General features: G+C 62.6%; 25 protein-coding genes. 15 read left to right on the plus strand and 10 right to left on the minus strand.

The window, feature by feature from the left end; all coding sequences use genetic code 11:
* The 3 genes from OHD58_RS27960 to OHD58_RS27970 all read right to left on the minus strand — a co-directional run.
* Nucleotides 1-434 (minus strand): formylglycine-generating enzyme family protein (locus OHD58_RS27960; RefSeq protein ID WP_263806891.1); only part of this gene is annotated, 434 nt, incomplete at its 3' end.
* Nucleotide 435: 1 nt separating this feature from the next.
* Nucleotides 436-1,386 (minus strand): DUF2950 domain-containing protein, encoded by a 951-nt coding sequence (locus tag OHD58_RS27965; protein WP_263806892.1) that lies wholly within the window; start codon nucleotides 1,384-1,386, stop codon nucleotides 436-438.
* 46 nt (nucleotides 1,387-1,432) lie between these two features.
* Nucleotides 1,433-2,857: a DUF3300 domain-containing protein gene (locus tag OHD58_RS27970; RefSeq protein ID WP_263806893.1), complete on the minus strand. Its 1,425-nt coding sequence runs from the start codon at nucleotides 2,855-2,857 to the stop codon at nucleotides 1,433-1,435.
* Nucleotides 2,858-2,981: 124 nt separating this feature from the next.
* On the opposite strand from OHD58_RS27970, the gene OHD58_RS27975 reads away from it, so the two are divergent.
* From OHD58_RS27975 to OHD58_RS27985, 3 genes are all read left to right on the plus strand, one after another.
* Nucleotides 2,982-4,049 carry an AraC family transcriptional regulator gene (locus tag OHD58_RS27975; protein WP_263806894.1) on the plus strand — a complete coding sequence of 356 codons (1,068 nt, stop codon included), beginning with the start codon at nucleotides 2,982-2,984 and terminating at the stop codon, nucleotides 4,047-4,049.
* Between the two features lie 140 nt (nucleotides 4,050-4,189).
* Nucleotides 4,190-5,143: a glycosyltransferase gene (locus tag OHD58_RS27980; RefSeq protein WP_263806895.1), complete on the plus strand. Its 954-nt coding sequence runs from the start codon at nucleotides 4,190-4,192 to the stop codon at nucleotides 5,141-5,143.
* A complete protein-coding gene (locus OHD58_RS27985) occupies nucleotides 5,140-5,535 on the plus strand; it encodes a pyrimidine dimer DNA glycosylase/endonuclease V (RefSeq protein WP_263806896.1) in 396 nt (131 codons plus the stop codon). The genes OHD58_RS27980 and OHD58_RS27985 overlap by 4 nt, the downstream gene beginning before the upstream one ends.
* Nucleotides 5,536-5,581: 46 nt before the next feature.
* Here OHD58_RS27985 and OHD58_RS27990 read toward each other — a convergent pair whose 3' ends face one another.
* From OHD58_RS27990 to OHD58_RS28000, 3 genes are all read right to left on the minus strand, one after another.
* A complete protein-coding gene (locus OHD58_RS27990; protein WP_263806897.1) occupies nucleotides 5,582-9,040 on the minus strand; it encodes a chromosome segregation SMC family protein in 3,459 nt (1,152 codons plus the stop codon).
* A gap of 60 nt (nucleotides 9,041-9,100) precedes the next feature.
* Entirely contained in the window at nucleotides 9,101-9,814 is a 714-nt protein-coding gene (locus OHD58_RS27995) for a DsbA family protein (RefSeq protein WP_263806898.1), read from the minus strand.
* Between the two features lie 137 nt (nucleotides 9,815-9,951).
* The gene (locus OHD58_RS28000) at nucleotides 9,952-10,455 is read right to left on the minus strand and encodes a DUF721 domain-containing protein (protein ID WP_263806899.1); all 504 of its coding nucleotides are present in this window, start codon (nucleotides 10,453-10,455) and stop codon (nucleotides 9,952-9,954) included.
* 85 nt (nucleotides 10,456-10,540) lie between these two features.
* Between OHD58_RS28000 and mutY the strand changes: the two genes are divergently transcribed.
* Both mutY and OHD58_RS28010 read left to right on the plus strand, forming a co-directional pair.
* On the plus strand, nucleotides 10,541-11,644 hold the full coding sequence (mutY, locus tag OHD58_RS28005) for an A/G-specific adenine glycosylase (protein ID WP_263806900.1): 1,104 nt from the start codon (nucleotides 10,541-10,543) through the stop codon (nucleotides 11,642-11,644).
* Nucleotides 11,641-12,252, plus strand: a complete 612-nt coding sequence (locus OHD58_RS28010; protein ID WP_263806901.1) for an HAD family hydrolase — start codon at nucleotides 11,641-11,643, stop codon at nucleotides 12,250-12,252. The genes mutY and OHD58_RS28010 overlap by 4 nt, the downstream gene beginning before the upstream one ends.
* A gap of 53 nt (nucleotides 12,253-12,305) precedes the next feature.
* Here the strand turns inward: OHD58_RS28010 and OHD58_RS28015 are convergent, their stop codons facing one another.
* Entirely contained in the window at nucleotides 12,306-13,439 is a 1,134-nt protein-coding gene (locus OHD58_RS28015; protein ID WP_318528301.1) for a site-specific DNA-methyltransferase, read from the minus strand.
* Nucleotides 13,440-13,546: 107 nt separating this feature from the next.
* Here OHD58_RS28015 and OHD58_RS28020 point away from each other — a divergent pair, with 107 nt between their 5' ends.
* Together OHD58_RS28020 and OHD58_RS28025 are read left to right on the plus strand one after the other, a co-directional pair.
* Nucleotides 13,547-14,056, plus strand: a complete 510-nt coding sequence (locus tag OHD58_RS28020) for a methyltransferase family protein (RefSeq protein ID WP_263806902.1) — start codon at nucleotides 13,547-13,549, stop codon at nucleotides 14,054-14,056.
* A 107-nt stretch (nucleotides 14,057-14,163) separates the two neighbouring features.
* On the plus strand, nucleotides 14,164-14,853 hold the full coding sequence (locus OHD58_RS28025; protein WP_263806903.1) for an HAD-IA family hydrolase: 690 nt from the start codon (nucleotides 14,164-14,166) through the stop codon (nucleotides 14,851-14,853).
* Between the two features lie 72 nt (nucleotides 14,854-14,925).
* On the opposite strand, the gene gcvA is transcribed toward OHD58_RS28025, so the two are convergent.
* Nucleotides 14,926-15,801 carry a transcriptional regulator GcvA gene (gene gcvA / locus OHD58_RS28030; RefSeq protein ID WP_263806904.1) on the minus strand — a complete coding sequence of 292 codons (876 nt, stop codon included), beginning with the start codon at nucleotides 15,799-15,801 and terminating at the stop codon, nucleotides 14,926-14,928.
* A gap of 140 nt (nucleotides 15,802-15,941) precedes the next feature.
* On the opposite strand from gcvA, the gene OHD58_RS28035 reads away from it, so the two are divergent.
* Nucleotides 15,942-16,637: an FMN-dependent NADH-azoreductase gene (locus OHD58_RS28035; protein WP_263806905.1), complete on the plus strand. Its 696-nt coding sequence runs from the start codon at nucleotides 15,942-15,944 to the stop codon at nucleotides 16,635-16,637.
* A 12-nt stretch (nucleotides 16,638-16,649) separates the two neighbouring features.
* On the opposite strand, the gene OHD58_RS28040 is transcribed toward OHD58_RS28035, so the two are convergent.
* A complete protein-coding gene (locus tag OHD58_RS28040) occupies nucleotides 16,650-17,213 on the minus strand; it encodes a hypothetical protein (protein WP_263806906.1) in 564 nt (187 codons plus the stop codon).
* Between the two features lie 121 nt (nucleotides 17,214-17,334).
* On the opposite strand from OHD58_RS28040, the gene thrC reads away from it, so the two are divergent.
* Genes thrC through OHD58_RS28060 form a run of 4 tightly spaced genes read left to right on the plus strand, consistent with a single transcriptional unit; the run spans nucleotide 17,335 to nucleotide 23,541 of the window.
* Nucleotides 17,335-18,732 (plus strand): threonine synthase, encoded by a 1,398-nt coding sequence (gene thrC / locus OHD58_RS28045; RefSeq protein WP_263806907.1) that lies wholly within the window; start codon nucleotides 17,335-17,337, stop codon nucleotides 18,730-18,732.
* A 14-nt stretch (nucleotides 18,733-18,746) separates the two neighbouring features.
* A complete protein-coding gene (locus tag OHD58_RS28050) occupies nucleotides 18,747-20,039 on the plus strand; it encodes a M16 family metallopeptidase (protein WP_263806908.1) in 1,293 nt (430 codons plus the stop codon).
* Between the two features lie 16 nt (nucleotides 20,040-20,055).
* Nucleotides 20,056-20,649 (plus strand): GNAT family N-acetyltransferase, encoded by a 594-nt coding sequence (locus OHD58_RS28055; RefSeq protein WP_263806909.1) that lies wholly within the window; start codon nucleotides 20,056-20,058, stop codon nucleotides 20,647-20,649.
* Nucleotides 20,650-20,679: 30 nt separating this feature from the next.
* A complete protein-coding gene (locus tag OHD58_RS28060; protein ID WP_263806910.1) occupies nucleotides 20,680-23,541 on the plus strand; it encodes an EAL domain-containing protein in 2,862 nt (953 codons plus the stop codon).
* On the opposite strand, the gene OHD58_RS28065 is transcribed toward OHD58_RS28060, so the two are convergent.
* Nucleotides 23,532-24,137, minus strand: a complete 606-nt coding sequence (locus tag OHD58_RS28065) for a YqgE/AlgH family protein (RefSeq protein ID WP_263806911.1) — start codon at nucleotides 24,135-24,137, stop codon at nucleotides 23,532-23,534. The genes OHD58_RS28060 and OHD58_RS28065 overlap by 10 nt on opposite strands.
* Nucleotides 24,138-24,282: 145 nt before the next feature.
* On the opposite strand from OHD58_RS28065, the gene OHD58_RS28070 reads away from it, so the two are divergent.
* The 3 genes from OHD58_RS28070 (at nucleotide 24,283) to OHD58_RS28080 (ending at nucleotide 26,227) form a co-directional block, all read left to right on the plus strand.
* The gene (locus tag OHD58_RS28070) at nucleotides 24,283-25,089 is read left to right on the plus strand and encodes a protein-disulfide reductase DsbD domain-containing protein (protein WP_263806985.1); all 807 of its coding nucleotides are present in this window, start codon (nucleotides 24,283-24,285) and stop codon (nucleotides 25,087-25,089) included.
* Nucleotides 25,090-25,174: 85 nt separating this feature from the next.
* Nucleotides 25,175-25,660, plus strand: a complete 486-nt coding sequence (locus OHD58_RS28075) for a peroxiredoxin (protein WP_263806912.1) — start codon at nucleotides 25,175-25,177, stop codon at nucleotides 25,658-25,660.
* 87 nt (nucleotides 25,661-25,747) lie between these two features.
* Complete coding sequence (locus OHD58_RS28080) at nucleotides 25,748-26,227, plus strand: DUF2938 domain-containing protein (protein WP_263806913.1); 480 nt, start codon at nucleotides 25,748-25,750, stop codon at nucleotides 26,225-26,227.
* Nucleotides 26,228-26,229 lie beyond the last annotated feature (2 nt).

Here is a 26,229-nt window from a genome sequence, read left to right on the forward strand (position 1 = left end):
TCATAGGCGACATGCACGACCGGGTGGTTCTCCTTCTTGAACAGGCCGCTCCCGGCGCCAAGCGGGTGCTTCCAGCTTGCCCCCTGGACGAAGTCCCACCATTCGGTCGGGTTCCTGAGATCGACGGGGCCGGAAGCCTTCTGGAAGACCAGCGAGCCGGCAAAGAGCATATGCGGAAGCGCGCCAGGATAATCCTTCGCATCCGGCACCCGCTCGGCGACCGTCACATAGCCGGTCGCCTTGACGAACGCCTTGAACTGGCGATTGGTGACCGGCGTCCTGTCGATGAAGAACCCGTCGACCTTCACGCTGTGGGCGGGAGCTTCTTCCTTGTAGTGATCGTCGGAGCCCATGCGGAAGGTTCCACCCGGAACGAACAGCATGCCGGGAGGACAGGCAGTTGTCGTTTCAGCTCGGGTTTCGGCGACATTCATCTCATTCGCCCGGATCGTTGACGACGATCCAGCCGTCGTCGGGATCGAAACTGTTTATCTTTGCCGCGAGTTCAGCCGAGTCCGCGCCCAGGTCCTTTTCGTAAACGGTGCCGTACTGGTTCACCATGAAGGTCATGATGCCGGTACGGTCGTATTTGGCTGGCGTGGCGATCAGTCCGAAGCCGCCGATCATATTGCCGTTGATGACGTAGTCGTACTTGCCGCCCGCTACATTCTCGCCCTGCCCCATCAACGGCCGGTATCGATAGCCGAAATACCCGTCCTCCGCCGCCGTGGACAGTTCGGCCTGGCTGATGAGCGATCCGACCGGACTTTCCGGAACCCCGTCACCGGCTTCCCAATACAGCCCGTCATAGGCTTCGGGCGAACTGATCAGCTTTTGCGCATACTCTCCGACGCCGTCTTCGTCCCAGTCGGTCTCCCGATATTGCTCCTGGGCATCGACATAGCCGCGCATGTTGGCAACCGCGGCCAACTCATTCTCGCCTATGCGCCGGTTGATGACTTCTTCAAGCCCGGCGATCGTATCAAAACTCCATTTGCCGTCTACATTCACGGCTGGAAACGGAAACGGCCAAAGCTCATCGCCGAGGACTAGTGTCCTGAGATCAGGATAGGTTTCCTTGACCACAATCGACTCTGTTGCGGCTTCCTTGATTCTGGCGAAGCTCTCTTCGATCTCCTTGGATTTCATGATCTCGGCAGGGGCAAGGCCCAGAAGCGATGCCACCGCCGCCTTGTCATCCGCGGCGAGGTTTTTGCGAAAGGTTTCGGTGAGTTCCTCGACCGTTGCGAAAGTGGGCGGCGCCTCGCCGACAAAGGAATCGAAATCCTTCACCGTGCTGGGTTCTGTTTCCTGCGTGCTTCCGGCCGAAAGCGCGGGAACACCGAGCAATAGGGCGAGAGTTGCTGTGATGAGGTGCTGTTTCATGTTGGTGTTCCTGCAAGGTGCACAAGGAGCGGCGATGCCTCGCGTGTTATCGGCGCCGTCCGCCCCCACCTCGATGCATCTGGCGCCCGCCTCCACCCCGGTTCACCTGGCGCTGTCCACCGCCCCGGCTGTATGCGCCGCGGTTTGAATGGTTGGCAGCAACCCGGCCCGGACGGGGGTTGCCTATCGCCGACGGGGTTCTAGGCCTGTTGTCAGCACGTGCAGCCGGCCGCGGACGGTCCACCCTCTTTTGGGCGACCCTCTGGGCGGCAGGCTTGCTGACGGCCGGTTTGGCCTTCTTGAGTTGCTGGCCGATCTGCTTGGCGTCGGCCTGCCGCGTTCCCGGCTTCGGCAGCTTGGCTTGCGGGTTGTTCTTCAGTCCTTCGGCAACGTTTTTGCGGACGTCCTTACCCTTGAGGTCGTGGGCACGAGCCTGGAGCTTGGCCGATTCAGTGCGGTTCCCCGGCGTCCGATCCTTGGCCTTGCGGGCAATGTTGTTGAAATCCTTGCTCTGGAGGTTCTGCTTGAGCTTGTCGTGGTCGAAATTCGTGTTGCGCAGGTCGATCTTCGAGCGGTCTATGTTCTTGAAATCGAGGTTGTTCAGCTTGTTAATGTCGATGTTGTTCACATCGATCTTGTTGAAATCGAAATCAACGCGGTCGCCGATATCGACATCTATGTCGACGTCGCCTCCCCAGGTGCCCCATCGATCCCAGTCGACCACCGCCCCGAATGCCGCTCCGGTGACGAAGCCCGCCCAATAGGGCGCTGTCGGATAGTAATAAGAGGGAAAAGGCTCGTAGACGATAGGAGGTCCCGAAACCACGTAACCGGGTTCATAGAGCATTTCCGGCGGATAAGTGGGGACGTAGACGGTCTGCGGATCGGCCGACCTGATCACGACATTGTCGCCTTCGTTGACCACCTGAACCTTGTCGTCGGACTTCAGCACGCCTTTTGCAGAGGCTTCGTCTCGCAACTGCTGGATCGCCACAAGCAGATCCTTCTGCTGATTGGCCGCAGCGTCGCCCAACTGCTGCGTCCATTCGAGATCGTCGTTCATCATCTTCACGACGGAGGGATAGTTGAGCAGCGAAATGACGCTGCCGTCCCACTTGTCGCTTGGCTCAAGATCGGCGGACGTCTTTTTCTGTTCGAGAAACCGTTCCGCCTGAACGACCTGCAGCGGGTAGAGCGACGCTGAGACGACAAGGGCGACAAGATCGTCCGGATAGAGCGCGATGCGCGCCGTCAGGATTTTGAGCTCATCGAGGGTGAGGGGCGCAGCTTCCTCGGCATCCGCCGTTGGCCGCGGAGTGGGCGTCTGGGCATAGGCTGGAGGGCTTGCCGCGAGCAGTACGGCAAACACCGCCATGGCGGCCGTAACGAACAGGATGGTTTTCAGGCCGCGATGGCTCTCGCCGGGAAGGACCAATGGAGAGAAGGCCATCCCGTTCTTCATCCTGGACATCTCTCTCTCCCTGACAGGCTAGGCACACTGAATGCGACGTTCAGGGAACGTTAATTGCTCGTCGAACATACGACTATGCAGTCTGTGCCAACCTTACTAAGATGAAGTCCGCAGAGTTGGCCCGATGAGTTCTGTCGTGACCCAAACTATCCGGCACCCATCCCAAGAAAAGAAATGGCCAGAATCGAGATTCTGCAGTCCAGAACCAAGTCGGCCGAACAACTCGACACGCCAGGCCGGCCTGAATATCCAATCGCGCGAGATTCGAGGTGTCGATGACCTTAGAGAGGCGGTGCGCGGGGCGAATCTGTCCATCGTCCAACTGACGCCCGGCAAGTTGCACGGGCATCTGCTTCACGCGCAAGTTGGCAACCTTGTCCTGAGCACGGGCGACTTCGGCTCGGCAATCCGGGCACGCGGAGTGATGAGCCCCGAAATGGTGACTATCGGCATGATGCTGGAGAGCGGCGGCGAGGTCGCCCAATGGGATTATGACGTGGTGCCCGGCGACATCGTCGTGTTTCCCAAGTCAGTGGAGCAGGAAGGGCGTTTTACCGGTTACTCCAGCTATGCGACGATTACGCTGAGCGAGGAGGACCTTGCTGAACATATGACCGGGGAAGGTGAACTGCAGGATCCGCGTTTCTGGACAAAAATCGACAGGTTCCGCACGCTGCCGTCCCGTCGCAATTCGAGCCGTCGCGCGATTGCGGAGAGGATAGCCCAGTTGCGCTGTGGTGCCGCCCCGCAGTCAGCCGCTGGAATGGAATTTTTCCGGCGGGCGCTGATTGAAGCCTTCTGCTCCGGCATCGTCGATGAAACCAGCCAGGAATCCGGGGAAGCGCATTACAACAGCGCCAAACTGATCCGAAAGGTGGAAGATTACGCGGACGGATTGAGTTCGGACCGGCCCCTGCACATCTCAGAATTGTGCTCGACGTTGAACGTGTCGCGCCGTTCGCTCCATCGTGCCTTTCACGATGCGATGGGTATCGGGCCTGTCGCATATTTGAGGTTTCGACGGCTGTCGGCAGTCCATCACGCCCTGATGACCCTCGACCCGAAAGACGTGAACATCACACAGATCGCGATCGATCACGGCTTTGCCGACCTTGGACGATTTTCGGGCTATTTCCGACAGATGTTCCAGGAAAGCCCGTCTCAATTCCGCAGGCGAGCCGCTGTATCATAAACGTCCGCCTTGGGGGCAACCGGACTACCACTCTGGCGCCTCGGCCGGATTTCCGTCAAAAGCGATGCGTGAATCCCTGCATTGTCCGGCCATTGCCACGCGATGACCGAAGTCTTTGCATCAACGACGGAATGGAAACAGTGATCGACTGGCTGCTGGTTGCCCGGTCCAACAATTACGGGCTGACGCGCGACGCGGAAATTCTCGCCGAGGCAATCGCCGCTTCCGGCCGCACCAGCGCGTTTTCCGAAACGCGCCAGCGCGGTCTCCTGGAGCAGCTTTTCCGCCGCAAGCGTGCCGCACATATCCTGCACATTGAGCGTGTGTTTCCACGCTGGTTTTCGGCCGCCGGGCAGAACTGGCTCATTCCCAACCAGGAGCGTTTCCCGCATCGCCACCTCAAGCGGTTGCGTCGGATCGACCGGGTGCTTGCCAAGACACGGCATGCCGAAGAGATATTCGCCGCCCTCGGCCCGCCGGTTTCCTATCTCGGCTTCACCTCGGAGGACCGCTTCGACGAGACCGTCGAAAAGAACTGGAGCCGTTTCTTCCATTTGGCGGGCGGCAGCACGCTGAAAGGCACCGAGGACGTGCTGGCGCTATGGCAGGCTCATCCCGAATGGCCCGAACTCGTGTTGGTCCAGAAAAAAGCGAACGCTCCCACGCAGGTTCCGGAAAATGTCACGCTGATTTCGGGGTTCATCGACGATGCCCAACTGCGCCGGTTGCAGAACGAGTGCGGCATTCACCTTTGCCCGTCACGGTCGGAAGGCTGGGGCCACCACATCCTGGAAGCGATGTCGGCGGCTTGCGTGGCCGTCGTCACCGACGCCGCACCGATGAACGAGCATCTCGATGCTCAGTGCGGCGTTCTGGTTGCCGCGACCCGAGAGGAACCCCGGCATCTCGGTACCAATTATTTTGTCGACCGGGCAGCACTGAAGCAGTCGATCGATCGGCTGATTTCGATGCCTGACGAGGAGAAAGCGACGATCGGTCAGGCGGCGCGCGACCGCTTTCAGGCGATCGACCGCAATTTTCACGAGCGTGCGCGGGCGATCTTCGGCGCGGCCGACCAAGGCGGCCAGCGGTGACCCGCATCAACTGCATTCCGCCCGCGGAACTCAGCGGGCCACATCTGGTGGCGGAATACCGGGAACTGCCTCGGGTCTTCGCACTGGTCCGAGCCGCCGTCCTCCGCGGCGAAAACCCCGCCGATCCCCGCAATCCGACCTGCTACACGCTCGGCCCCGGGCATATCCGCTTTTTCTACTGCCGCCTCGGCTACCTCGCGAAACGGCAGGCGAGCCTGGTGCGGGAGATGCTGGCGCGCGGCTACCGACCGAGCTTTGCCGAGACCGCCCAACTCATGGAAGGCATCCCCGTTGAATGGTGCGGCGACTGGGAGCCCACCGCGGAAGCCATCGCCGCAAACCGGGCACGCATTGCCGAACGCCTTTTCCGGCAGCAACCCCCGCAAGATTGACGAATCCGTGGATCTCGATTGAGCGGCCGGCTGTGACCTGCTGCCTTCAGCTCGCTTCCCGCAACTGTTCGGCTTCCTGGAGATCGACCGACACCAGCTGGCTGACACCCTGCTCCGCCATGGTGACGCCGAACAGCCGGTTCATGCGCGCCATGGTGATCGGATTGTGGGTGATGATGACGAACCGCGTTTCGGTTGTCTTGGCCATTTCGTCCATGAGATTGCAGAAGCGCTCGACATTATGGTCGTCGAGAGGCGCGTCGACCTCGTCAAGCACGCAGATCGGTGCCGGGTTGGTCAGGAACACCGCGAAGATCAGAGCCATGGCGGTCAGCGCCTGCTCGCCGCCTGAGAGCAGCGTCATGGTCTGCGGCTTCTTGCCCGGCGGGCGGGCGAGGATTTCAAGCCCGGCTTCGAGCGGATCCTCCGATTCGACCAGTTGCAATTCGGCGGTGCCGCCGCCGAAGAGATGTGTGAACAGCCGCTGGAAGTGACCGTTGACCACATCGAAGGCCGCCAAAAGCCGCTCGCGCCCCTCGCGGTTCAGGCTCTGGATCGCCTGGCGGAGCTTGCGAATGGCCTCGATGATGTCCTCGCGCTCGGAAACGATCGTCTCGAGCCGTTCGGAGAGTTCCTTCTGCTCCTCTTCGGCACGCAGATTGACCGCGCCAAGCCGCTCGCGCTCGACCTTCAGCTTTTCAAGCTGTCGCTCTATTTCGCCCATGTCCGGCAGCGGGCTGTCGGCTTCGAGGCCTGTGTGGCGAATGACCAGATGCGGCGGGGTATTCAGCGTTTCCTGGATGCGGGCCTCGACTTCCCTGCGCCGCTCGTCGGCGGCGGTCAGCCGCTCTTCGGATCGAACACGGCCTTCGCGGGATTCGGCAAGTGTCTGGATCGCGGCGGTCGCGGCCTTGTCAAGCACCGCCTGCCGGTTTTCGGCCTCCTGCAGGCGATCGGCAGCCGCCTTGCGCAGCGCTTCTGCCTCGGAAAGCTGCGACAGCAAGGCCCGGCGGCGCGTCTCGATCTCTTCGGGCGCATCGACCAGTGCCGCCTGTTCACGCGCCGCCTCGTCCCGCCGTTCGGCAAGCGATGCGATCTGCCTGTCGGCATTCTCGGCACGCACCGTCCAGCTCTTGCGCTCGGCGGCAATGGCCTCGAGCCGGCGCGCCCGCGCTTCCGCCTCGCGCTTCAAACCTTCATGGGCGGCCCGCGCGTCTGCCAGCATGGCGCGGTCGCGCGAAACGTCGCCCGACATGCGGTCGAGACGCGACTGCAAGTCGCCAAGATCGGGTGCGGAGGCAAATTGCCTCTCGGCCACCTCGAAGGCAGCGCTCGCCTCCGTGTGGCTTTCGTCGACGCGGGTGCGCGCTTCCTGGAGCGCGGCGCGACGGCTCGAAAGCTCGCCAGACGCCTTTTCGGCGCGGGCCAGCGCATCGCGTGCTTCGCCGACCAGATGCTGCGCGTCGCGCCAGGCCTGACGCGCCAGCCGCTCTGCTTCGGTCGCCTGCTTGACTGCACTTTCAGCCGCTGCCAGCTTTTCCTCGGCCTGCCGCACCTTCAAGGTCGCGGCGACCGCATCGGCGTCGAGTTCAGCCAGTCTGTTCTTCTGGGCGAGGCGTTGCGCGGCCGGCGTCGGCGCGTCGGCACTCGCTGTAAAACCATCCCAGCGCCACAGCGCGCCATCGCGGCTGACCAGCCGCTGGCCGGGTTTCAGCAAAGCCTGCAGGCGCGCACCATCCGTCGCTTCGACGACACCCACCTGTTGCAGCCGCCGCGCTAGTTGACGCGGTGCATGCACGACTTCAATCAAAGGCCGCGCGCCGGCGGGCAGAGCCGGATCGCCGGCTTCAGGGGCAGTGTCGCCCCAATGCGCCGGTGCGCTGCGGTCGAGCGGGATGTCGAGATCTTCGCCAAGTGCGGCTCCGAGCGCAGTTTCGAAGCCGCGGTCGACCTTTATCTGCTCCAGAACGGCTGGAAACAACCCACCCGAGGTGGCGTTCAGGATCTTCGCCAGGGTGCGCGCTTCGGTTTCAATGCGCGCCAGTTCGGCCTTGGCCTCCTGCAGCGGCGAGCGCAGCGCCCCCTCGCGCTGGCGGGCTTCGGTGATCGTCTTCTCCGCCGCGACGGCACTGGCTTCAGCGGCTTCCGCAGCGGCTGTCGCCTGCTCGACGACGATACGCTTCTCGGCGGGATCGGCCAGGCCGCTGATCTTCGAGGCGATCTCGGCTGCTTCGCGGTCGATATCGGACAATTGGCGAACCAGGCGGTCGCGCCGTTCGGCAGTGTCGCGCATGGCGCGCTCGGCCTGGCTGCGGGCGGCGGAAGCCTCCGCGCGCTCGGCGGTCAGTGCAGAAAGTGCTGCTTCGCTCAAGGCCAACTTGGCGGAGGCCTCCTCGAAGGCGGCACGCGCGGTAATTTCGCGCTCGGCGGCGCCGGCATTGTCGGCGTTCAGCGCACCTTCTTCCGACGCCAGCCGCTGCAGCGTATCGGCATTGTCGCGCACCATCTGCTCTTCGCGGGCGATGTCGGCGTCGAACTGGGCAAGCCGCTTTTCGATCTCCGCCTGGCGGGCGCGGATGCGGCCGGCTTCTTCCTCGATCTGCGCGCGGGCGATGGAAAGGCGCTGGAAGGCAGCAGCCGACTGGGCTTCGGCATCGCGCAGTTCCGGCAGGCGGTGCGCGCCGATCGCCTGTTCCTTGGCCGCATTCATCTGCTCGCTGGCGCGTTCGCCGACAATTGCTGTCGCGGCGGCAAGCGCCGATTTGGCGTCAGCTTCCTGCGCCTTGGCCAAGGTCCAGCGCAAATGCAGCAGCGTCGCTTCCGCCTTGCGGATATCGGCTGAAAGGTTCTTGAAACGCGATGCCTGGCGCGCCTGGCGTTTCAGGCTGTCGATCTGTCCTTCGAGTTCGCCGACCACGTCGTCGAGACGTTCGAGGTTCTGTTCGGCGGCGCGCAAGCGAAGCTCGGCTTCGTGGCGGCGCGTGTGCAGGCCCGAAATGCCGGCTGCTTCTTCAAGGAGTGCACGGCGCGCCTGCGGCTTGGCCTGGATGAGTTCGCCGATGCGGCCCTGCCCCACCATCGAGGGCGAGCGTGCGCCGGTCGATTGGTCGGCAAAGAGAAGCTGCACGTCCTTGGCGCGCGCTTCCTTGCCGTTGATGCGGTAAACCGAGCCTGCCTCGCGCTCGATGCGGCGCGACACCTGCAGCTCGTCGGCATCGTTGAATGCCGCCGGCGCCGTGCGGTCAAGATTGTCGAGGAACAGCGTCACTTCCGCCGTGTTGCGCGCCGGACGGGTCGCCGAACCCGAGAAGATCACGTCCTCCATGCCCGAAGCGCGCATGTTCTTGTACGAGCTTTCGCCCATCACCCAGCGCAGGGCTTCGACCAGATTGGATTTGCCGCAGCCGTTCGGGCCAACGACGCCTGTCAGGCCGCGTTCGATGACGAACTCACCGGGTTCGACGAAAGACTTGAAACCAAGAAGGCGGAGGCGGGAGAATTTCATCCGCGCGGTCCCGCGCACACGGGCACATGCCCGCGCGGACGCTGCGGCTTGGCCGAAGCGTCAGAGCATGCCGTCGATGATCGCCGACATTTCGTCAATCGACAGGGCTCCTGGGTATCTGTTCCCGTTTATGAAGAAGGTGGGAGTGGAATCCACACCGAAATCATTCGATCCGCGCTCGCGTACCGCCCTCACATCCTCCAGAAGCTTCTGGTCAGTCAAGCAGGCCTCGAACGACTCCTGTGAAAAACCGGCGAGTTTGGAGATCTGGAGCAGTGCCGCCTTGGCGTCCTGGACGCCGGCCCAGCTCTCCTGCTGCTTGAACAGCACGTCGACCATGGCGAAATAGTTGTCGTTCGAGCAGCGGGCGAGCATGAAACCGGCCTCGGCGCGGGGATCGAACGGAAATTCACGGAAGATCAGCCGCGCCTTGCCGGTATCGATGTACTTCGTCTTCAGTTCGGGAAGCGTGGTCTCGTGGAAATGCGCGCAATGCGGACAGGTCATCGACGCGTATTCGACGATGGTCACCGGAGCGTCATCCTTGCCGAGCACCTTTTCCGGCAGCGGACCGGCTTCCAGCAGCTTGGCGGCGTCGACAGTTCCTTGCGGCTTCGGCGCCTCGACCGCGGGCTTGGCAGGTTCGGCAGGTACGGCCGGCGTTGCATCCTGCGCGACCGCATCGCCGTCATCGCTACAGGCTGCAAGCACAAGGGCCGCCGGGACGGCGAGGAGCGACGAAAGAACTGTTCTGCGCGGAAGCGAACGAAGCATACGAATCACCTGAAATCGGTTGGATCTTGCAATGCCGAAGCACCAGAAAGCGAGAGTTGGCGCGAATTAAGGCATCCCTTTCCCCAAACCAATTAAGAAAAGCGCAAAGCCCGATCACGAATTCGCGAGAAAGCTTACTACTTCGGCTTTCGTGAGCCAAGGATCGTGGCGCCCAGCCGCTCGAGCGAGACCCGCAGACCGTCATCCTCGATCAGGCCGACCGTCTTGGCGATACCCGACTTCTCCGGCTCGGTCAGCGGCCGCAATTGCGGTTTCCGGCGCTGTTCGGCCAAGTTCACCGGCTTCTGGACGATCTTGATGCGTCCAACCGCCCTGAACCCCAGGAACGCGTTGACGCGGCCGATGATTTCGCCCGTCTCGTGTTGAAGGTGCAAAGCCGCCGAGCCCTCGCAGGCGATGATCAGCGTCGCCGGCTCGAACGGGTCGTCTTCATGCATGCGACGCGGCCAGACGATCTTTTCCGGCCGTGTCCGGGTCGCGAGCCGCCCGCCGACGATCTCTTCCCAGGACTGGACGAGGCCGATCGAAATGCCGGCCCGCTTGCGCAAGACCGGATCGAGGATTTCCGTCGCAAGGTCGCTGACGGCGACAGGATTGCCGTATCCGCCTTTCCCTGCCATGAACCTCGCTCCTGCAATCAACGTGACCCTTAGAGTCTATCGCAGCCGTTTACCAATGGCATCATTAAAACCGTCACGCGTTAAAATGGGAGAGCAAGACGATAACCGCGTCGCGGCCCGCCTGCTCGCCTGGTACGACCGCCATCACCGCGATCTGCCGTGGCGAACGCCGCCCGGCGCGATTGCTGCGGGAAGGCGTCCCGACCCATACCATGTCTGGCTGTCGGAGATCATGCTGCAACAGACCACTGTGGAGGCGGTAAAGCCCTATTTCCGGGCTTTTCTGGCCAAATGGCCCGATGCAGGCGCGCTCGCCGCCGCCGAGACGGAAGATGTCATGAAAGCCTGGGCCGGGCTTGGCTACTATTCGCGTGCCCGCAACCTGAAGAAGTGCGCGGATCTTCTGGCAACCGAATATGGCGGACGCTTTCCCGACACCGAAGACGACTTGCGCGCGCTGCCGGGCATCGGCGGCTACACCGCGGCGGCCATCGCGGCGATCGCCTTCAACCGGCCCGCCGCCGTGGTCGACGGCAATGTCGAGCGCGTGGTGACGCGGCTGCGCGCCATCGAAACGCCCCTCCCCGCTGCCAAAACGGAAATCCGCGCGGTCGTCGGGGAACTGCTGCCTGCAGACCGGCCGGGCGATTTCGCGCAGGCGATGATGGATCTCGGCGCCACGATCTGCACCCCGCGCCAGCCGGCCTGCCTGCCCTGCCCGCTGCGCGACGATTGCCGGGCCGGCGATGAAGGCGATCCGGAACGGTTTCCCGTCAAGGCGCCGAAAAGCGAGAAGCCGCAACGGCTTGGCGCTGCCTTTGTCGCGGTCGGGGACGACGGTGCGGTGCTGCTGCGCAAGCGCATCGAGAGCGGCCTGCTTGGCGGCATGACCGAAATTCCGACCACCGCCTGGACGGCCCGGACGGATGGAATTGCCACGGTCGAAGGCGCTCCCTTTCCGGCAAACTGGCGAAAGACCGGCAGCATTTCGCATGTTTTCACGCATTTTGCGTTGGAACTGACGATTTTCAGGGCTGATCTCGTGAATTTTCCACCGCCGCCGGGCCACTGGTGGTCGCCTGCCGCCGACCTGCATGGCGAAGCGCTGCCGACCGTCATGAAAAAGGCCATCGAAGCCGCGATACCCGGCGCCACGCAAAAACCACGTCATCCAAGAGGCATGAATTGACCGAGATCCGACACATCGTCTTCGACATCGGCAAGGTGCTGATCCATTACGATCCAGACCTGCCGTTCAGCCGGCTCATTCCCGACGCCAACGAACGAAAATCGTTCTTCGACAACATCTGCACGTCCGACTGGAACATCGAGCAGGATCGCGGGCGCACCTGGGAAGAGGCCGAGGCCCTGCTGATTGGCAAGCACCCGGAGCATGCCGAGAACATCCGCAATTTCCGCCTCCACTGGCACGAGATGGTGCCGCATGCCTACGACGACAGCGTGTCGCTGATGAACCGGCTGATCGACGGCGGCCATGACGTGACGCTGCTGACCAACTGGGCGCGCGACACCTTCACGGAAGCCAGGGGGCGGTTCCCGTTTCTCGAACGGCCGCGGGGCATCACGGTTTCCGGAGAGATCGGCATGATCAAGCCGGAGCGCGGCATCTACGACCATCACGCCGCCGCCTTCGACCTTGAACCCTCTGCGTCGCTGTTCATCGACGACAGCCAGAAGAACGTCGATGGCGCCAAGGCTGCCGGCTGGCATGCGGTGTTGTTCCAGAACGCCAAAACGCTCGAGGATGACCTCGAGCGTTTCGGGATCATGCCGTGACTGGAAAACGGCAGACCGGTTACACAGTTTCCGTGAGCTGAAATGCCGCGCCGTCAGGCGCCGGCGCACTCCATGCCGACGCGAACGATGCGCCGCAATTCATCGATCTGGGTGAGACCGCCATTGCGCTCGTAGTGCCAGAAGGTCCAGCCGTTGCAGGCGTCGAGGCCTTGCACTTCGGCGCCGATGCGATGGATCGAGCCAGCCTTGTCGCCGATCGAGAGCGTGCCGTCGGCGCGCACCTTGGCTGCCCAGCGCTTGCGGGAATCATAGAGAATGGTGCCCGGCTTCATCATGCCGGTATCGATGAGGCTGACGAAAGCGACGCGCGGTTCGGCACGTTTGCTGGTCATCGTGCCGAGGTCGGCATCGTCAAGCGGCGTCACCATGGCGATGCGCTCTTGCGCCGCGTCGATATAGGCCTGCTCGCGCTCCACGCCGACAAAGTTGCGGCCGAGACGCTTGGCCACCGCACCGGTCGTGCCTGAACCGAAAAACGGGTCGAGAACCACGTCACCAGGCTTGGTGGAGGCCATCATGATGCGGGCAAGCAGCGCTTCCGGCTTCTGCGTCGGGTGCAGCTTGTTGCCGTTGCCATCCTTCAGTCGCTCGCCGCCGGTGCAGATCGGAAACAGCCAGTCGGAGCGCATCTGGATGTCGTCGTTCGACGCTTTCAGAGCCTCATAGTTGAAGGTGTAACCTTTGCCTTTTTGATCACGCGACGCCCAGATCAGCGTTTCATGCGCGTTCTGGAAGCGGCGACCGCGAAAATTCGGCATCGGATTGGTCTTGCGCCAGACGACATCGTTGAGGATCCAGAATCCCAGATCCTGCATCGTCGCGCCGACGCGGAAGATGTTGTGATAGGAGCCGATCACCCAGATCGTGCCATTCGGCTTGAGGACGCGGCGCACCGCGAGCAGCCAGGCGCGGGTGAAGGCGTCATAGGCCCCGAAGCTCTCGAACTGGTCCCAGTCGTTGTCGACCGCGTCGACCTTGGACTGGTCGGGGCGGTGCAGATCACCATCGAGCTGAAGATTGTAGGGCGGGTCGGCGAAGACGACATCCACCGACTTTTCGGGTAGTTTTTCGAGAGCGGCCACGCAGTCGCCCTTCAGGATCGTGTTGAGCCATTCCGACTGGACTGGCAGGGCCGAAAGATCGTCAAGCTGACGCATGGCTGACATGGATGTACCCGGCATTACGCGTTACTGTTTACTCGCCGTTATGGTTACTGTTTTGCGTAAATATTTAGTGAAACACGGTATCGAATTCGTCGAGGGGGAGGATGGTCATGCGTAAAACAGACGCGGCGTTCGGCAGTGCGGTTTTCTTTGCCGTGGCGCCCGGCATCGTCGCCTGTCTCATACCCTGGTGGTTGACGGGGTGGCGGATGGCGCCAGCGTGGTTTCCGCTGCGACTTGCCGGCGCCTTGCTGACGGTCGCCGGTGCCGCGTTTCTGCTCAGCGCCTTTGCGCGTTTCGTCAGCGAAGGCCGTGGCACGCCGGCACCGGTCGCCCCAACGGAACACCTGGTCGTTGGCGGAATCTACCGTTACGTGCGCAATCCGATGTATCTGTCGGTGTTGGCAGCGATCCTCGGGCAGGCGCTGCTGTTCGGCCAACCGGTGCTGATCGGCTATGCGGCAGTCGTTGGCCTGGCGGTGGTGTCCTTTGTCCTGCTCTATGAAGAGCCTACGCTCCTGAAGCGTTATGGCGCCGAATACGAAACCTACCGCCAGGCGGTGCCGGGATGGCTGCCGCGGCTGACACCCTGGGCCGGCAGCGGGATGAGCCAGAAATAGCCAAATCCGGATGCGCGGACTGGCAATGACTGGTGGTTGCCACCATATCCGCGAGCGTCTATAGCGCCGCCTTCCCTGCGGTCCGAGCCGCACTCCAGGAATTTCCAATGACCCAGCCAGAACTTGTCATTTTCGATTGCGACGGCGTGCTCGTCGATTCCGAGATCATCGCCTCGCGCGTCGAAGCCGAGCTTCTGACCGCCGCCGGCTTCGAGATTTCGGCCGAGGAGCTTTCGGAAACCTATGCCGGCCTGACCTTCAAGGACATCATGCTGAGGATCGAGGAGAAATCGAAGATTCCGTTCCAGGCGTCGTTGATCGATCAGGCCGAAGTGCTGGTTGACCGCCGCCTCGCCAGCGACGTGCGTGCGATCGAGGGCGCCCATGAGGCGGCCGCCGCGGTCACCGCGAAAAGGTGCATCTGCTCGAACTCGCGCACCGAACGCCTCGACGCGATGCTGACCCGGACACGGCTGAAGCCGCTCTTCGAAGGCCACATCTTTTCGTCGCTGGAAACGCCGACCGGCAAGCCGAAGCCGGCGCCCGATGTTTTCCTGCATGCCGCAGAGGCAATGGAGGCCAATCCGGCAAAAACCTTCGTCATCGAGGCTTCGGTACACGGTATCGCCGGTGCGAGGGCTGCCGGCATGCGGGTAATCGGCTTCACCGGTGCATCCCACACCTATCCCGGCCATGCAGATGTATTGACGGATGCCGGCGCCGAAACCGTCATCCGCCGCTGGTCGGACCTGAAGGGCACGCTGGCGGCGCTGGCTGTCTGGTCCGAAGACGCCTGAGACACCCGTGCAGCGGCACCAGGACATCATTGACGGGCCCTTCGTGAAATCGCCGGGACTTGCCTTTCAGTGTCAACGCTGCAAAGCGTCGAGCAGCCACTCGCTCAGCATCCGCACCTCGGACCGCGCCGTTTTTGGATGCACCAGGTGGAAGTCGTAACCATCGATCATGGGGCCGAATGGCTGGACCAGCAGCCCGGACGCCAGATCATCGGCGACGAGCACAAGGCTCAGCAGCGCAACCCCCTGGCCGGCTATGGCCGCCTGCACGGCATGGCCGTCATCGTTGAAGCTGATGCCGGCCTCCGCATCGACAGTGTCAATTTTTGCGGCGTCCAGCCAACGCCGCCAGGTCGGTGTGTCGGCATTCGGGTGCCGCCACCTGGAATGCAACAGCGTCGCGTGTTGGAGATCCGCAGGCGACTTCAATCCAAGGCGGGCGCTGCAGACCGGTGCGAAGCGGTTCGCCATCAGCCGTGTCGACATGAGATCCGGATAGGGGCCACGCCCGTACCGGACCGCCGCATCGGCAATGCCCGACCCAAAATCGACAGGGTCGTCCGACGCGTGCAGGTTGAGATCGACTGAGGGATATCGCTTGCGAAACGACGCCACGCGCGGCACCAGCCAGCGTGCGGTGAATGAGGTTGTCGCCGACAGCGTAACCACGCCGCGGCGTTTTTCCGATACTCGTTCCAGCGCCGCTGCAAAGGCATCGAACCCGTCCCGGAGAACGGGATACAACTCGCTCCCTTCTCGAGTCAGCACGACCTGCCGGGTGCGTCTCTCGAAAAGCCGCAAGGCAAGCGTTTCCTCCAGAAGCCTGATCTGGTGGCTGATAGCAGTCGGCGTGACGCCAAGCTCCTCGGCGGCCTGCTTGAAGCTTTGATGCCGCGCGGCCGCCTCAAAAGCGCGCAGCGTTGCAAGAGGCGGCAATTGGCGACGCATGATTTCATCTCATCCATCGGATGACGAATTCGATTTCGCCACCCAGCCTAGCATCCTCTAATTTCTGACGGAAAGCGATCAGAAACCGAAAGTTTTGTGCGCTTTTAGATGAAACAGAATACTTCATGAAAGTCAGGGCAATGACCAACATCTTGCATATCGATGCCAGTGCGCGCGCCTTCTCCTCCGCAGAAAGTCCGTACGGGTCGCACAGCCGCCGGCTGACCGGGCGTTTCGTCCGCAAATGGCGTGAGGCTGCGACCGGGGTCGAAAGGATCGTCTACCGCGATGTCGGGCAGAATCCTCCGCGACCGGTAACCGGCCAATGGATCCACGCCGCCTTCACCAAGCCGGAGATGCGCCTGCCCTGGATGGCGGAGACGCTTGCGGAGAGCGATGAGCTCGTCGACGAGGTGCTCGCCGCCGACATCATCGTTGCCGGCGTACCGATGTACAATTTCGCGCCGCCGGCGCAATTCAAGGCCTGGATCGACAATGTGGTCCGCGTCGGCCGCACCTTCGGCTTCGACCGCTCGCGCGCCGGCGACCCGTATTGGCCGCTAATGTCGCATGCCGAAAAGACGCTCGTCATCCTGTCGTCGCGCGGCGACCATGGCTATGGCCGCGACGGCCGGATCGAGGCGCTGAACCACGTCGAAAAATCGATCGCAACGGCGTTCAACTATATCGGAGTCACCGACATCCGATCCGTCGCCATCGAGTTCGACGAATTCGCGGACGAGCGTCTTCAGGCGTCGATCAGGGAAGCGGAAGCAAAGGTCGATACGCTCGTCGAGGTGCTGCTGAAGGAACGCCGGGAGCGAGAAGCGGCTTGATATGCGAGGCGGCTATTCAGCCGACTTCTTCGGCGGGCCTTCGTCGTATCCGGCAAATATCTGGATGTCCTGCGTCGCCGGAATCGGGATGGTCACATTCGGGTTGTTGAATACCCATTGCGTTGATTCGCTGCCGACAGCGACATTGTGCTTGTGCAGTTCCGAATAGAGAACCTCTTCACCGCGCACCACAACGATGCGGAGCGGCATTGTCACATTGCCGGCCTTGCCTACCGGACCCGGGACGACTTTGCCGGCGACGGCGACGTTCATCGTCAAATTTCCGTCGGTGCGCGAACAACTGCGCGTCACGTCGGAAATCGACGCCTGGTAGATGACCTTGGCCGGATCGTCCTGTGCGCCCTTTTCATAGGTGTTGAAGAAGGCCGTGCCTTCACGCAGCGTGACACTTGGACAATAGGCGCGGAGTTCGCTTTCGAGGACTTTGCCTTCCGGCGGTTTCGCATCATCGCCAACGGCGAGAGCGTTCTTGTCGCCGGACTGGCAGCCGGCGACGGCGAGCATAAAGCCAGCCACTGCGAAACCCTTGAAAAAGCGACTGTCGTTCCACGCCATACTGCACTTCCCTCTCGCAAACGGGCCGTCTATAGCAACCCGGCGGCAAAAATGCGACGGCGGAACGCAGTTTTCCAAAGTCTGCAACCTGAGGCATCGACGCCGCAACGGACAGGTGACCATGCGATACATCAGCACCCGCGGGGAAGCGCCCGAACTCGGATTTTCGGACGCCATCCTTACCGGCCTGGCCCGCGATGGAGGGCTCTATCTGCCGCGCGACTGGCCGCAATTCAGCAGCGATGAAATCCGCGCCATGCGCGGCCTGTCCTATCCCGACCTGGCGACCCGCATCCTGACGCCGTTCCTCGGCGGAGAAATAACCGCTCCCGTATTTGAAAGGCTGGTGCGCGAGGCCTATTCGACATTCCGGCACGATGCCGTATGTCCGCTGGTGCAGAGCGGGCCGAACAGCTTCATACTTGAGCTTTTCCACGGTCCGACGCTCGCCTTCAAGGACGTGGCAATGCAACTCCTGGCGCGCCTGATGGACCATGTGCTCGCCGAACGCGGCCAGCATGCGACGATCGCCGGGGCGACGTCGGGCGATACCGGCGGCGCGGCGATTGATGCTTTTGCCGGCCGCGACCGCACCGATATCTTCATCTTGTTCCCTCACGGCCGCGTTTCGCCCGTGCAGCAAAGGCAGATGACGACCTCGACGGCCGCCAACGTCCACGCGCTCGCCATAGAGGGCAATTTCGACGACTGCCAGGCGCTGGTGAAGGACATGTTCAACGATCATGCTTTCCGCGACCGCGTTGCGCTGTCAGGCGTGAATTCGATCAACTGGGCCCGCATCATGGCGCAGATCGTCTACTATTTTTCCTCCGCTCTATCGCTCGGCAGTCCCGACCGGCCGGTCTCCTTCACCGTTCCGACCGGCAATTTCGGCGACATCTTCGCCGGCTACGCGGCCAAGCGCATGGGGCTGCCGATCGAAAAACTCGTCATCGCGACCAACGACAACGACATCCTTGCCCGGACGATGGAAGCCGGCGAATACCGGACGCTTGGCGTCGTCGCCACCACCTCGCCGTCGATGGACATCCAGGTGTCGTCGAACTTCGAGCGGCTGTTGTTCGAATCCGCCGGCCGCGACGCCGCGACAGTCAGGCGCTACATGGCAGGGCTGAAGCAGTCAGGCGCCTTCACCATCGAAAAGACGCAGCTCGAGCGCATCCGCGGTGAATTTTCGGCAGGCCGTTCCGATATGACGGAGACCGCCGAGACAATCCGCTCCACGCTCGCCTCGACCGGCTATCTGCTCGATCCGCATACCGCAACCGCGGTCCATGTCGCCAAGGCGTACACGACAGCGTCGACGCCGATGATCGTGCTCGCCACCGCGCACCCGGCAAAATTCCCCGCGGCGGTCGAAAAAGCGTCGGGGGTTGCGCCAAACCTCCCGGCGTGGCTTGATGGGATGATGCAGCGCGAAGAGAAATACGTGGTTCTTCCATCCGAGCTGAAAATGGTGGAAGATCACATCAGCCGCCGTGCGCGGGCGGCGCGTTAGGGAGTAAGCCGTACATGGGTGTTGAGGTAAGCCGTCTGTCGAACGGCCTGACAGTCGCCACCGAAACCCTTCCTCAAGTCGAATCCGTAGCCCTGGGTGTCTGGGTAAAGTCCGGCGCCAGGAACGAACGCGAGGACGAGCATGGCATGGCCCATCTGCTCGAGCACATGGCGTTCAAGGGCACCAACAAGCGCAGCGCCTGGAAGATCGCTTCGGACATCGAAGATGTCGGCGGCGAGATAAATGCCGCGACCAGCGTCGAGACGACATCCTTCTATGCCCGCGTGCTGCGCGACGACGTGCCGCTGGCCATCGACATCCTTTCCGACATTCTGACCGATTCGAAATTCGACGAGCACGAACTCGAGCGCGAGCAGCATGTGATCCTCCAGGAGATCGGCGCCGCGCACGACACGCCCGACGATATCGTGTTCGACCGTTTCACCGAGACGGCCTTCCGCCATCAGACCATCGGCCGCTCCATCCTCGGCACGCCGGAAACGGTGAAGTCGTTCACCTCCAGGCAGTTGCACGACTTCATGGAGCGTCAGTACGGCGCCGAACGCATGGTCGTGGTCGCGGCGGGTGCGATCAAGCACGACGAATTCGTGCGCGAGGTCGAGCGGCATCTCGGCTCGTTCCGTACCAAGGCGGAAAGCGCGCTGCCGCAATACGCTCATTACGTCGGCGGCGACTACCGCGAGAACCGCGACCTGATGGACGCGCAGATCGTGCTCGGCTTCGAGGGCCGTGCCTATCACGTGCGCGATTTCTACGCCTCGCAGGTCCTGTCGATGATTCTCGGCGGCGGCATGTCGTCGCGGCTTTTCCAGGAAGTGCGCGAGAAACGCGGCCTTTGCTACTCAGTCTACGCGTTCCATTGGGGTTTTTCCGACACCGGCATATTCGGCATTCATGCCGCCACCGGCCAGAGCGACATCGCCGAACTTGTGCCGGTTATCGTCAGCGAACTGCAGAAGGCGGGCGACGCCATCCTGCAGGAAGAACTCAACCGGGCACGCGCGCAATACCGCGCAGGCCTCATGATGTCGGCCGAGAGTTCCGCCAGCCGCGCCTCGCAGATCGCGCGGCAACTGCTGCTTTTCGGCCGCCCGATCGGCATGGACGAACTCGTCGAGCGCCTGTCCAACCTCACCATCGAGCGCCTCACCGACCTGTCGGCGCGGCTCTTCTCGACCAAGCCGACGGTCACGGCTGTCGGCCCCGTCGGCACGCTTGCGCCATATGAGACGATACGCGACGCCTTGCCCGCCGCAGGCGTCACGCCGCGCAGACTAGCCGTCTAACACCGGACACAAGGCCATGTTTCCGCTGCCCTTTTTCCGCCGAGAACTTCCGGCGCTGAAGGGATCGCGCATCAACTTGCGCCTGCCCGAACCAAGCGATCATCGCGAATGGGCGTCGCTGCGCCAGACAAGCCGCGCTTTCCTGGAACCGTGGGAGCCGCGCTGGTCGCCGGATGAGCTCGAACGCAGTGCCTGGCGCCAGCGCATCCGACGCTACCGCGAGGATTTCGAGCAGGGCCTGGCGGTCGCCTTCTTCATCTTCGAGAACCGTTCCGGACGGCTGGTCGGTGGAATCACCGTCGGCAATATAAGACATGGCGTTTCGCAATCCGGCCAGATCGGCTACTGGATCGGAGAGCGATACGCCGGCCAGGGCTTCATGCTCGAGGCCGTCAGGCTGGTCATAAACTTCGCCTTCGAGACGCTGAGGTTGCACCGGATCGAGGCTGCCTGTATTCCGGACAACGCGCGTTCCGTACGTGTGCTTGAAAAAGCCGGATTTCAGCGCGAAGGCCTCTTGCGGTCCTATCTCAGGATCAACGGCAGCTGGCAGGACCACTATCTCTACGCCCTCATTTGCGACGATTGGGGCGGCAAGGCACGAGGCTGATTTTTGGTACGATTCTTCAGGAGCGGAAACTTGCTGGCGCTTGCCCTCGCGGCAATCGTCACCTTCTGCGCCGTTTCATCGGCATTGGCCATCGAGCCGATCAAGATTGCTCGCGACGACGTCGCGCTGGACTTGTCCGGCGCTGTCGAAATCTATCGCGACCAGGGCGAGAATTTCCAGGTTTCGACCGCCCCCGGCCCGGATGGCATCGTCCGGCGTATCGAGGTCGAGGCGAACGACGCGCGCTCGACCGGCGACTGGGCGGTGTTCGCGCTTGCCAACACCACGGACGAGCAGCTCGACCGACTGATCGTCGCGCCGCATTTCCGGCTCGTGAATTCCGGCCTGTTCTGGCCCGATCTCGGCTCGAGCCGCATTGCCGCCATCACGCCCAGCGAAGGCTTCGCGCTCGATCGCCAGGCAAGCCCGGACGCCGACGTATTCCGCGTCACCCTCAATCCTGGCTCGGTGGTCACCTTCATTGCCGAACTCGCCTCCCCGAAGCTGCCGCAGGTCTATCTCTGGGATCCCGAGCCCTACAAGGACACGGTGAACTCCTACACGCTCTATCGCGGCATCGTTATCGGCATCTCCGGTCTTCTGGCGCTGTTCCTGACCATTCTCTTCGTGGTCAAGGGAACTTCCATGTTCCCGGCCACCGCAGCCCTCTCCTGGTCGGTGCTCGCCTATATCTGCGTCGATTTCGGCTTCCTCAACCGGGTCATCGAAATCTCGCCCGGAAACGAGCAGATCTGGCGAGCCGGCACCGAGGTGGCGCTGGCTGCGACCTTCGTGGTCTTCCTGTTCACCTATCTCAACCTTAACCGATGGCACGGCCATTTCAGTTACGGAGCGCTAGTCTGGGTCTTCGGGCTGGTGCTGATCGCCGGCGTAGCCGTCGTCGATCCGGCGATCGCGGCCGGCATTGCCCGCGTTTCCTTCGCCGCAACGGCGATCGTCGGCATTGGTCTAATCGTCTATCTGGGCATCCAGGGTTACGACCGCGCCATCATGCTGGTGCCGAGCTGGCTGATGGTGCTGGTCTGGATGGCCGGATCCTGGATGGCGATCACCGGCATGCTGGACAACGACGTCGTACAGCCCGCGCTCGGCGGTGCCTTGATCCTCATCATCCTTTTGATCGGCTTCACCGTCATGCAGCACGCCTTCGCGGGCGGCGGTCTCTATCAAGGCCTGTTCAGCGACATGGAGCGTCAGGCGCTGGCCGTAACCGGCGCCGGCGACACGGTGTGGGACTGGGACGTGCTGCGCGATCGCGTGGTGACCAGGCCCGACGTCAGCAACCAGCTCGGCCTCGCCCCGAACAGCCTTACCGGACCGGCGCGCAACTGGCTTCCGGTGCTGCATTCCGACGATCGCGACACCTTCCGCACCACCCTCGACGTGGTGCTTGAGCATCGGCGCGGACGTGTCTCGCAGAATTTCCGGCTGCGCGGCGCCGATGGCCACTATCATTGGTTCGCACTGCGTGCCCGGCCGGTCATAGGTTCCGACGGCGAGGTCATCCGCTGCGTCGGCACCCTGGTCGACGTCACCGAGCAGAAGAAGGCCGAGGAACGCCTGCTGCACGACGCGGTGCACGACAACCTCACCGGCCTGCCCAGCCGCGAACTCTTCCTCAACCGGCTCGACGGCATCATCTCCATCGCCAAGGCTGAAGAGACAATCCGCCCGACCGTCTTCGTCATCGACATCGACCGCTTCAAGCAGGTTAATGACGGGCTCGGCATCTCCGCCGGCGACACCATCCTCCTGACCATCGCACGGCGGCTTCACCGCCTGCTCAAGCCGCGGGACACGCTGTCGCGATTTGCCGGAGACCAGTTCGCGCTGATGCTTCTGTCCGAGCAGGATCCGGCGCGCATCGCCAACGTGGCGGACGCCATCAAACAGGCGATCCGCGCACCGATCACCTTCGCCAAGCGAGAAATCGTCCTCACCGCCTCGGTCGGCCTCATCACCTGGACCCAGGCCCAGGCTTCGGCCGAGGATATGGTCAAGGATGCCGAACTCGCCATGCACCAGGCCAAGCGCTTCGGCGGCGACCGCATCGAACCCTTCCGGCCAGCCTTCCGTTCCGTCGGCACCGACAGGCTGCAGCTCGAATCCGATCTCCGCCGCGCCATCGACCGCAAGGAATTCACGCTCGCCTATCAGCCGATCGTCCGTCTCGAGGACCGTTCCGTTGCCGGCTTCGAAGCGCTGCTTCGCTGGGAGCACCCGCGACGAGGCGCCATTCCGCCGTCGGACTTCATCCCGGTCGCGGAAAGCTGCGGACTGATCGTGCAGTTGGGCCTGTTCGCCATGCAGAAGGCCGCCGACGACCTTGCCATGTGGCAGAAGCTGATCAGCGACGCACCGCTGTCGGTATCGGTCAATCTTTCCAGTCGGCAATTGATCCGCCGCGACCTGGTCACCGATGTCCGCTCGGTCATCGCGCGCGCCAACCTGAAGCCGCGCTGTTTCCGGCTGGAACTCACCGAATCGCTGGTGATGGACAATCCGGAACAGTCCAACCATGTGCTCTCGAAATTGAAGAAGCTCGGTATTGGCCTGTCGCTCGACGATTTCGGCACCGGCTATTCATCGCTCTCCTACCTGACGCGTTTCCCGTTCGACACCATCAAGATCGACAAGAGCTTCGTCGACGACACCACGCCGAAACGCGAAGTCCTGCTCAAGTCCATGGTCAACATGGCGCACGACCTCGGCATGTCGGTCGTGGCGGAAGGGGTGTCGGATGAAAGCGACGCACTACAGCTTCGCCAGATGGGTTGCGAATACGTGCAGAGCTTCATGTTCGGCGCACCGATGGCCGGCGACGCGGTTCTCAAGCTGTTGAAAGAGCAGTACCCGCTCGCTCAGGCGTGACCGGCCGTGTGGCTGAGACGGGCCAGATCGATGCCGATCGAGGCAAGGATGCGGTCGTACTTCCGGTCGATGTCGGAATCGAACAGCAGGTCGGTGCTGGCCGGACAGGTCAGCCAGCCGTTCTCGGCGATCTCGTGCTCGAGCTGTCCCGCGCCCCATCCGGCATAACCCAGCGCCATCAGCGCCTTGCGCGGCCCGCGGCCGGACGATATCGCGCGCAGAATGTCGATCGTCGCCGTCAGGCAGATTTCTTCCGAAACGGGCAGCGAGGATTCCACCATATAGTCGTCCGAATGGAGGACGAAACCACGGCTGCGATCGACCGGGCCGCCATTGCGCACGACAAAGTCGCGGGTCGGTGGTGGCAGCCTGATCGCCTCCTGTTCGTTCATGATGCCGAGTTGCACCAGGAGATCGGGAAAGCGCAGCGGCTGGGTCTGGTTGATGATCAGGCCCATGGCACCTTCGTCGCTGTGGGCGCAGACATAGATCACGGAGCGCGCAAAACGATCGTCCTTCATGCCGGGCATGGCAATCAGGAACTGGTCGTCGAGGAAGCCGCGCGTTGCGGTCTTCTTCTGCCGCAAAAGGTCCATGGTGCGAAGGTAACCTTTTTCAGGCTTTCTTGAAAGGCGACTTTCGACAGACGAATCTGCACCGGAAGCGTAAACTCACGCGAATATGATGGAAACCATCCGGCCGACGGTTGCGAAAACTTTTGGCGACGCTCAAATGTCGGCCATGCAGATGATGTCCGCAGCCGTCCTTGGCCTGTCGTTTCTCGTGGCCTCCCAGACCGCGTCGCTTGCCACTGTCAGCGACTGGGTCGAGGTACAGGGTGGCCGCGTCAGGCTGGTGACCGCCGGCGCGGCCGATGCCAGTGGTGCCTTGCAGGGTGCATTGGAAATCGACCTGAAGCCCGGCTGGAAGACCTACTGGCGCGATCCAGGCGACGCCGGCGTACCGCCGCAGATCGACGTCTCGAAGAGCCTCAACGTCGCCTCGGCCGAACTTCGCTTTCCGCCTCCCGAACGCTTTGACGATGGCTATTCGAAATGGGCAGGCTACAAGCACTCGGTCGTATTCCCGGTCACCTTCAGCCTGAAGTCACCCGGCGAACCGGCAACGATTGAAGCCGATGTGTTTCTCGGCATCTGCGAAACGATCTGCATCCCGGTGCAGGGCAAATTCACCCTCGATCCCGCGAGCGATCCCGACAACGCAGACGACCAGGCAATCGTCGCCGCCGCTGTCGAAGCTCTCCCTGCCCCTGCACATCCCGGCTTCGGCGCCACCGGCCTGCCCGGCGACGGCAAGCATCTGCTTGTCGAAGCCGCATTGCCATCCGGCGCGGAAGCAGCGGAATTTTTCGTCGCTGCCGACCAGGGCTACATGTTCGGCACGCCGGAGCGCGCCGACAAGGACGGCAAGGTCGTCTTCGCCGTGCCCATCCTCGACCGACCTGCGGAAAAACCTTCCGGCGGAGCGCTTCACTACACCCTGTCCACCACGGCCGGTGCTGTCGAGGGAACCCTGCCCTATCCGTGAATTCGTCGCGTATCCGCGGTTGCCCATCGCCCCGGAAGCCGGTAGGCATCCTCAGGACGCAAACGATCAATCAAAAGGTGAGCACATGACTATTGCCGTTGGCCAGAAACTTCCCGAAGCCACCCTCAAGACGCTGACCGCCGACGGCGCGAAGAACGTCACCACCGCCGAGTTCTTCTCCGGCAAGAAGGTCGTCCTGTTCGGCGTTCCCGGCGCCTTCACGCCGACCTGCAGCAACAACCACCTGCCGGGTTATCTGGAGAACCGGGACGCCATCCTGGCGCGCGGTGTCGACAAGATCGCCGTCATCGCCGTCAACGACCATCATGTGATGACGGCATGGTCACGTTTCACTGGCGGCGAAGGCAAGATCGAATTCCTGGCCGACGGCAATGGCGACTTCGTCAAGGCGCTGGGCCTTGACATCGATCTGAGCGGCGGCGGCCTCGGACTCCGCTCGAAGCGCTTTTCGATGATTGTCGACGACGGCAAGGTCACCGCGCTGAACATCGAGGATTCTCCTGGCCAGGCGGTCGAATCCGGCGCGGCGAAGCTGCTCGAACAGCTATAAAATCCGCTTGCGAGAAAGCGTCAGGCGCCGACCTGACGCCAAGCCGCCGCCGACTTCGCTGTCCTATCCTATCCAGAGTTTCAACCGATGTTCGACATTGTCTGGCGCACGATCGCGATCGGCATCGGGGCGACGGTGCTCATGGATCTGTGGGCCATCGCGCTGAACCGGATCTTTGGCCTGCCCAGGCCCAACTGGGGCATGGTCGGCCGATGGGTCTGGCGTCTCCAGGACGGCAAGGTATTTCACGACGACATCGGCCAGGCCAGCCCTTACGGGTACGAGCGGACGCTTGGCTGGGCCTTTCACTACCTCGTCGGCATTCTCTATGGCGCAATCCTTGTGTTTCTGGCCGGAGCGAACTGGCTCGCCGCGCCGACATTTCTTCCAGCTTTCATCCTCGGCATCGTGACGATCGGTGCTGGATGGTTTCTGCTGGCGCCCGGCATGGGTGCCGGCTGGGCGGCTTCGAATACGCCGAACCCGCCCCGTGCAAGACTGCTCAATCTTGCCTCGCACACGATCTTCGCGTTCGGGCTTTACGGCACCGCGGTACTGATCGGTTAGGT

This window comes from Mesorhizobium sp. ZC-5 (assembly GCF_025753855.1).
Lineage (GTDB): Bacteria > Pseudomonadota > Alphaproteobacteria > Rhizobiales > Rhizobiaceae > Neomesorhizobium.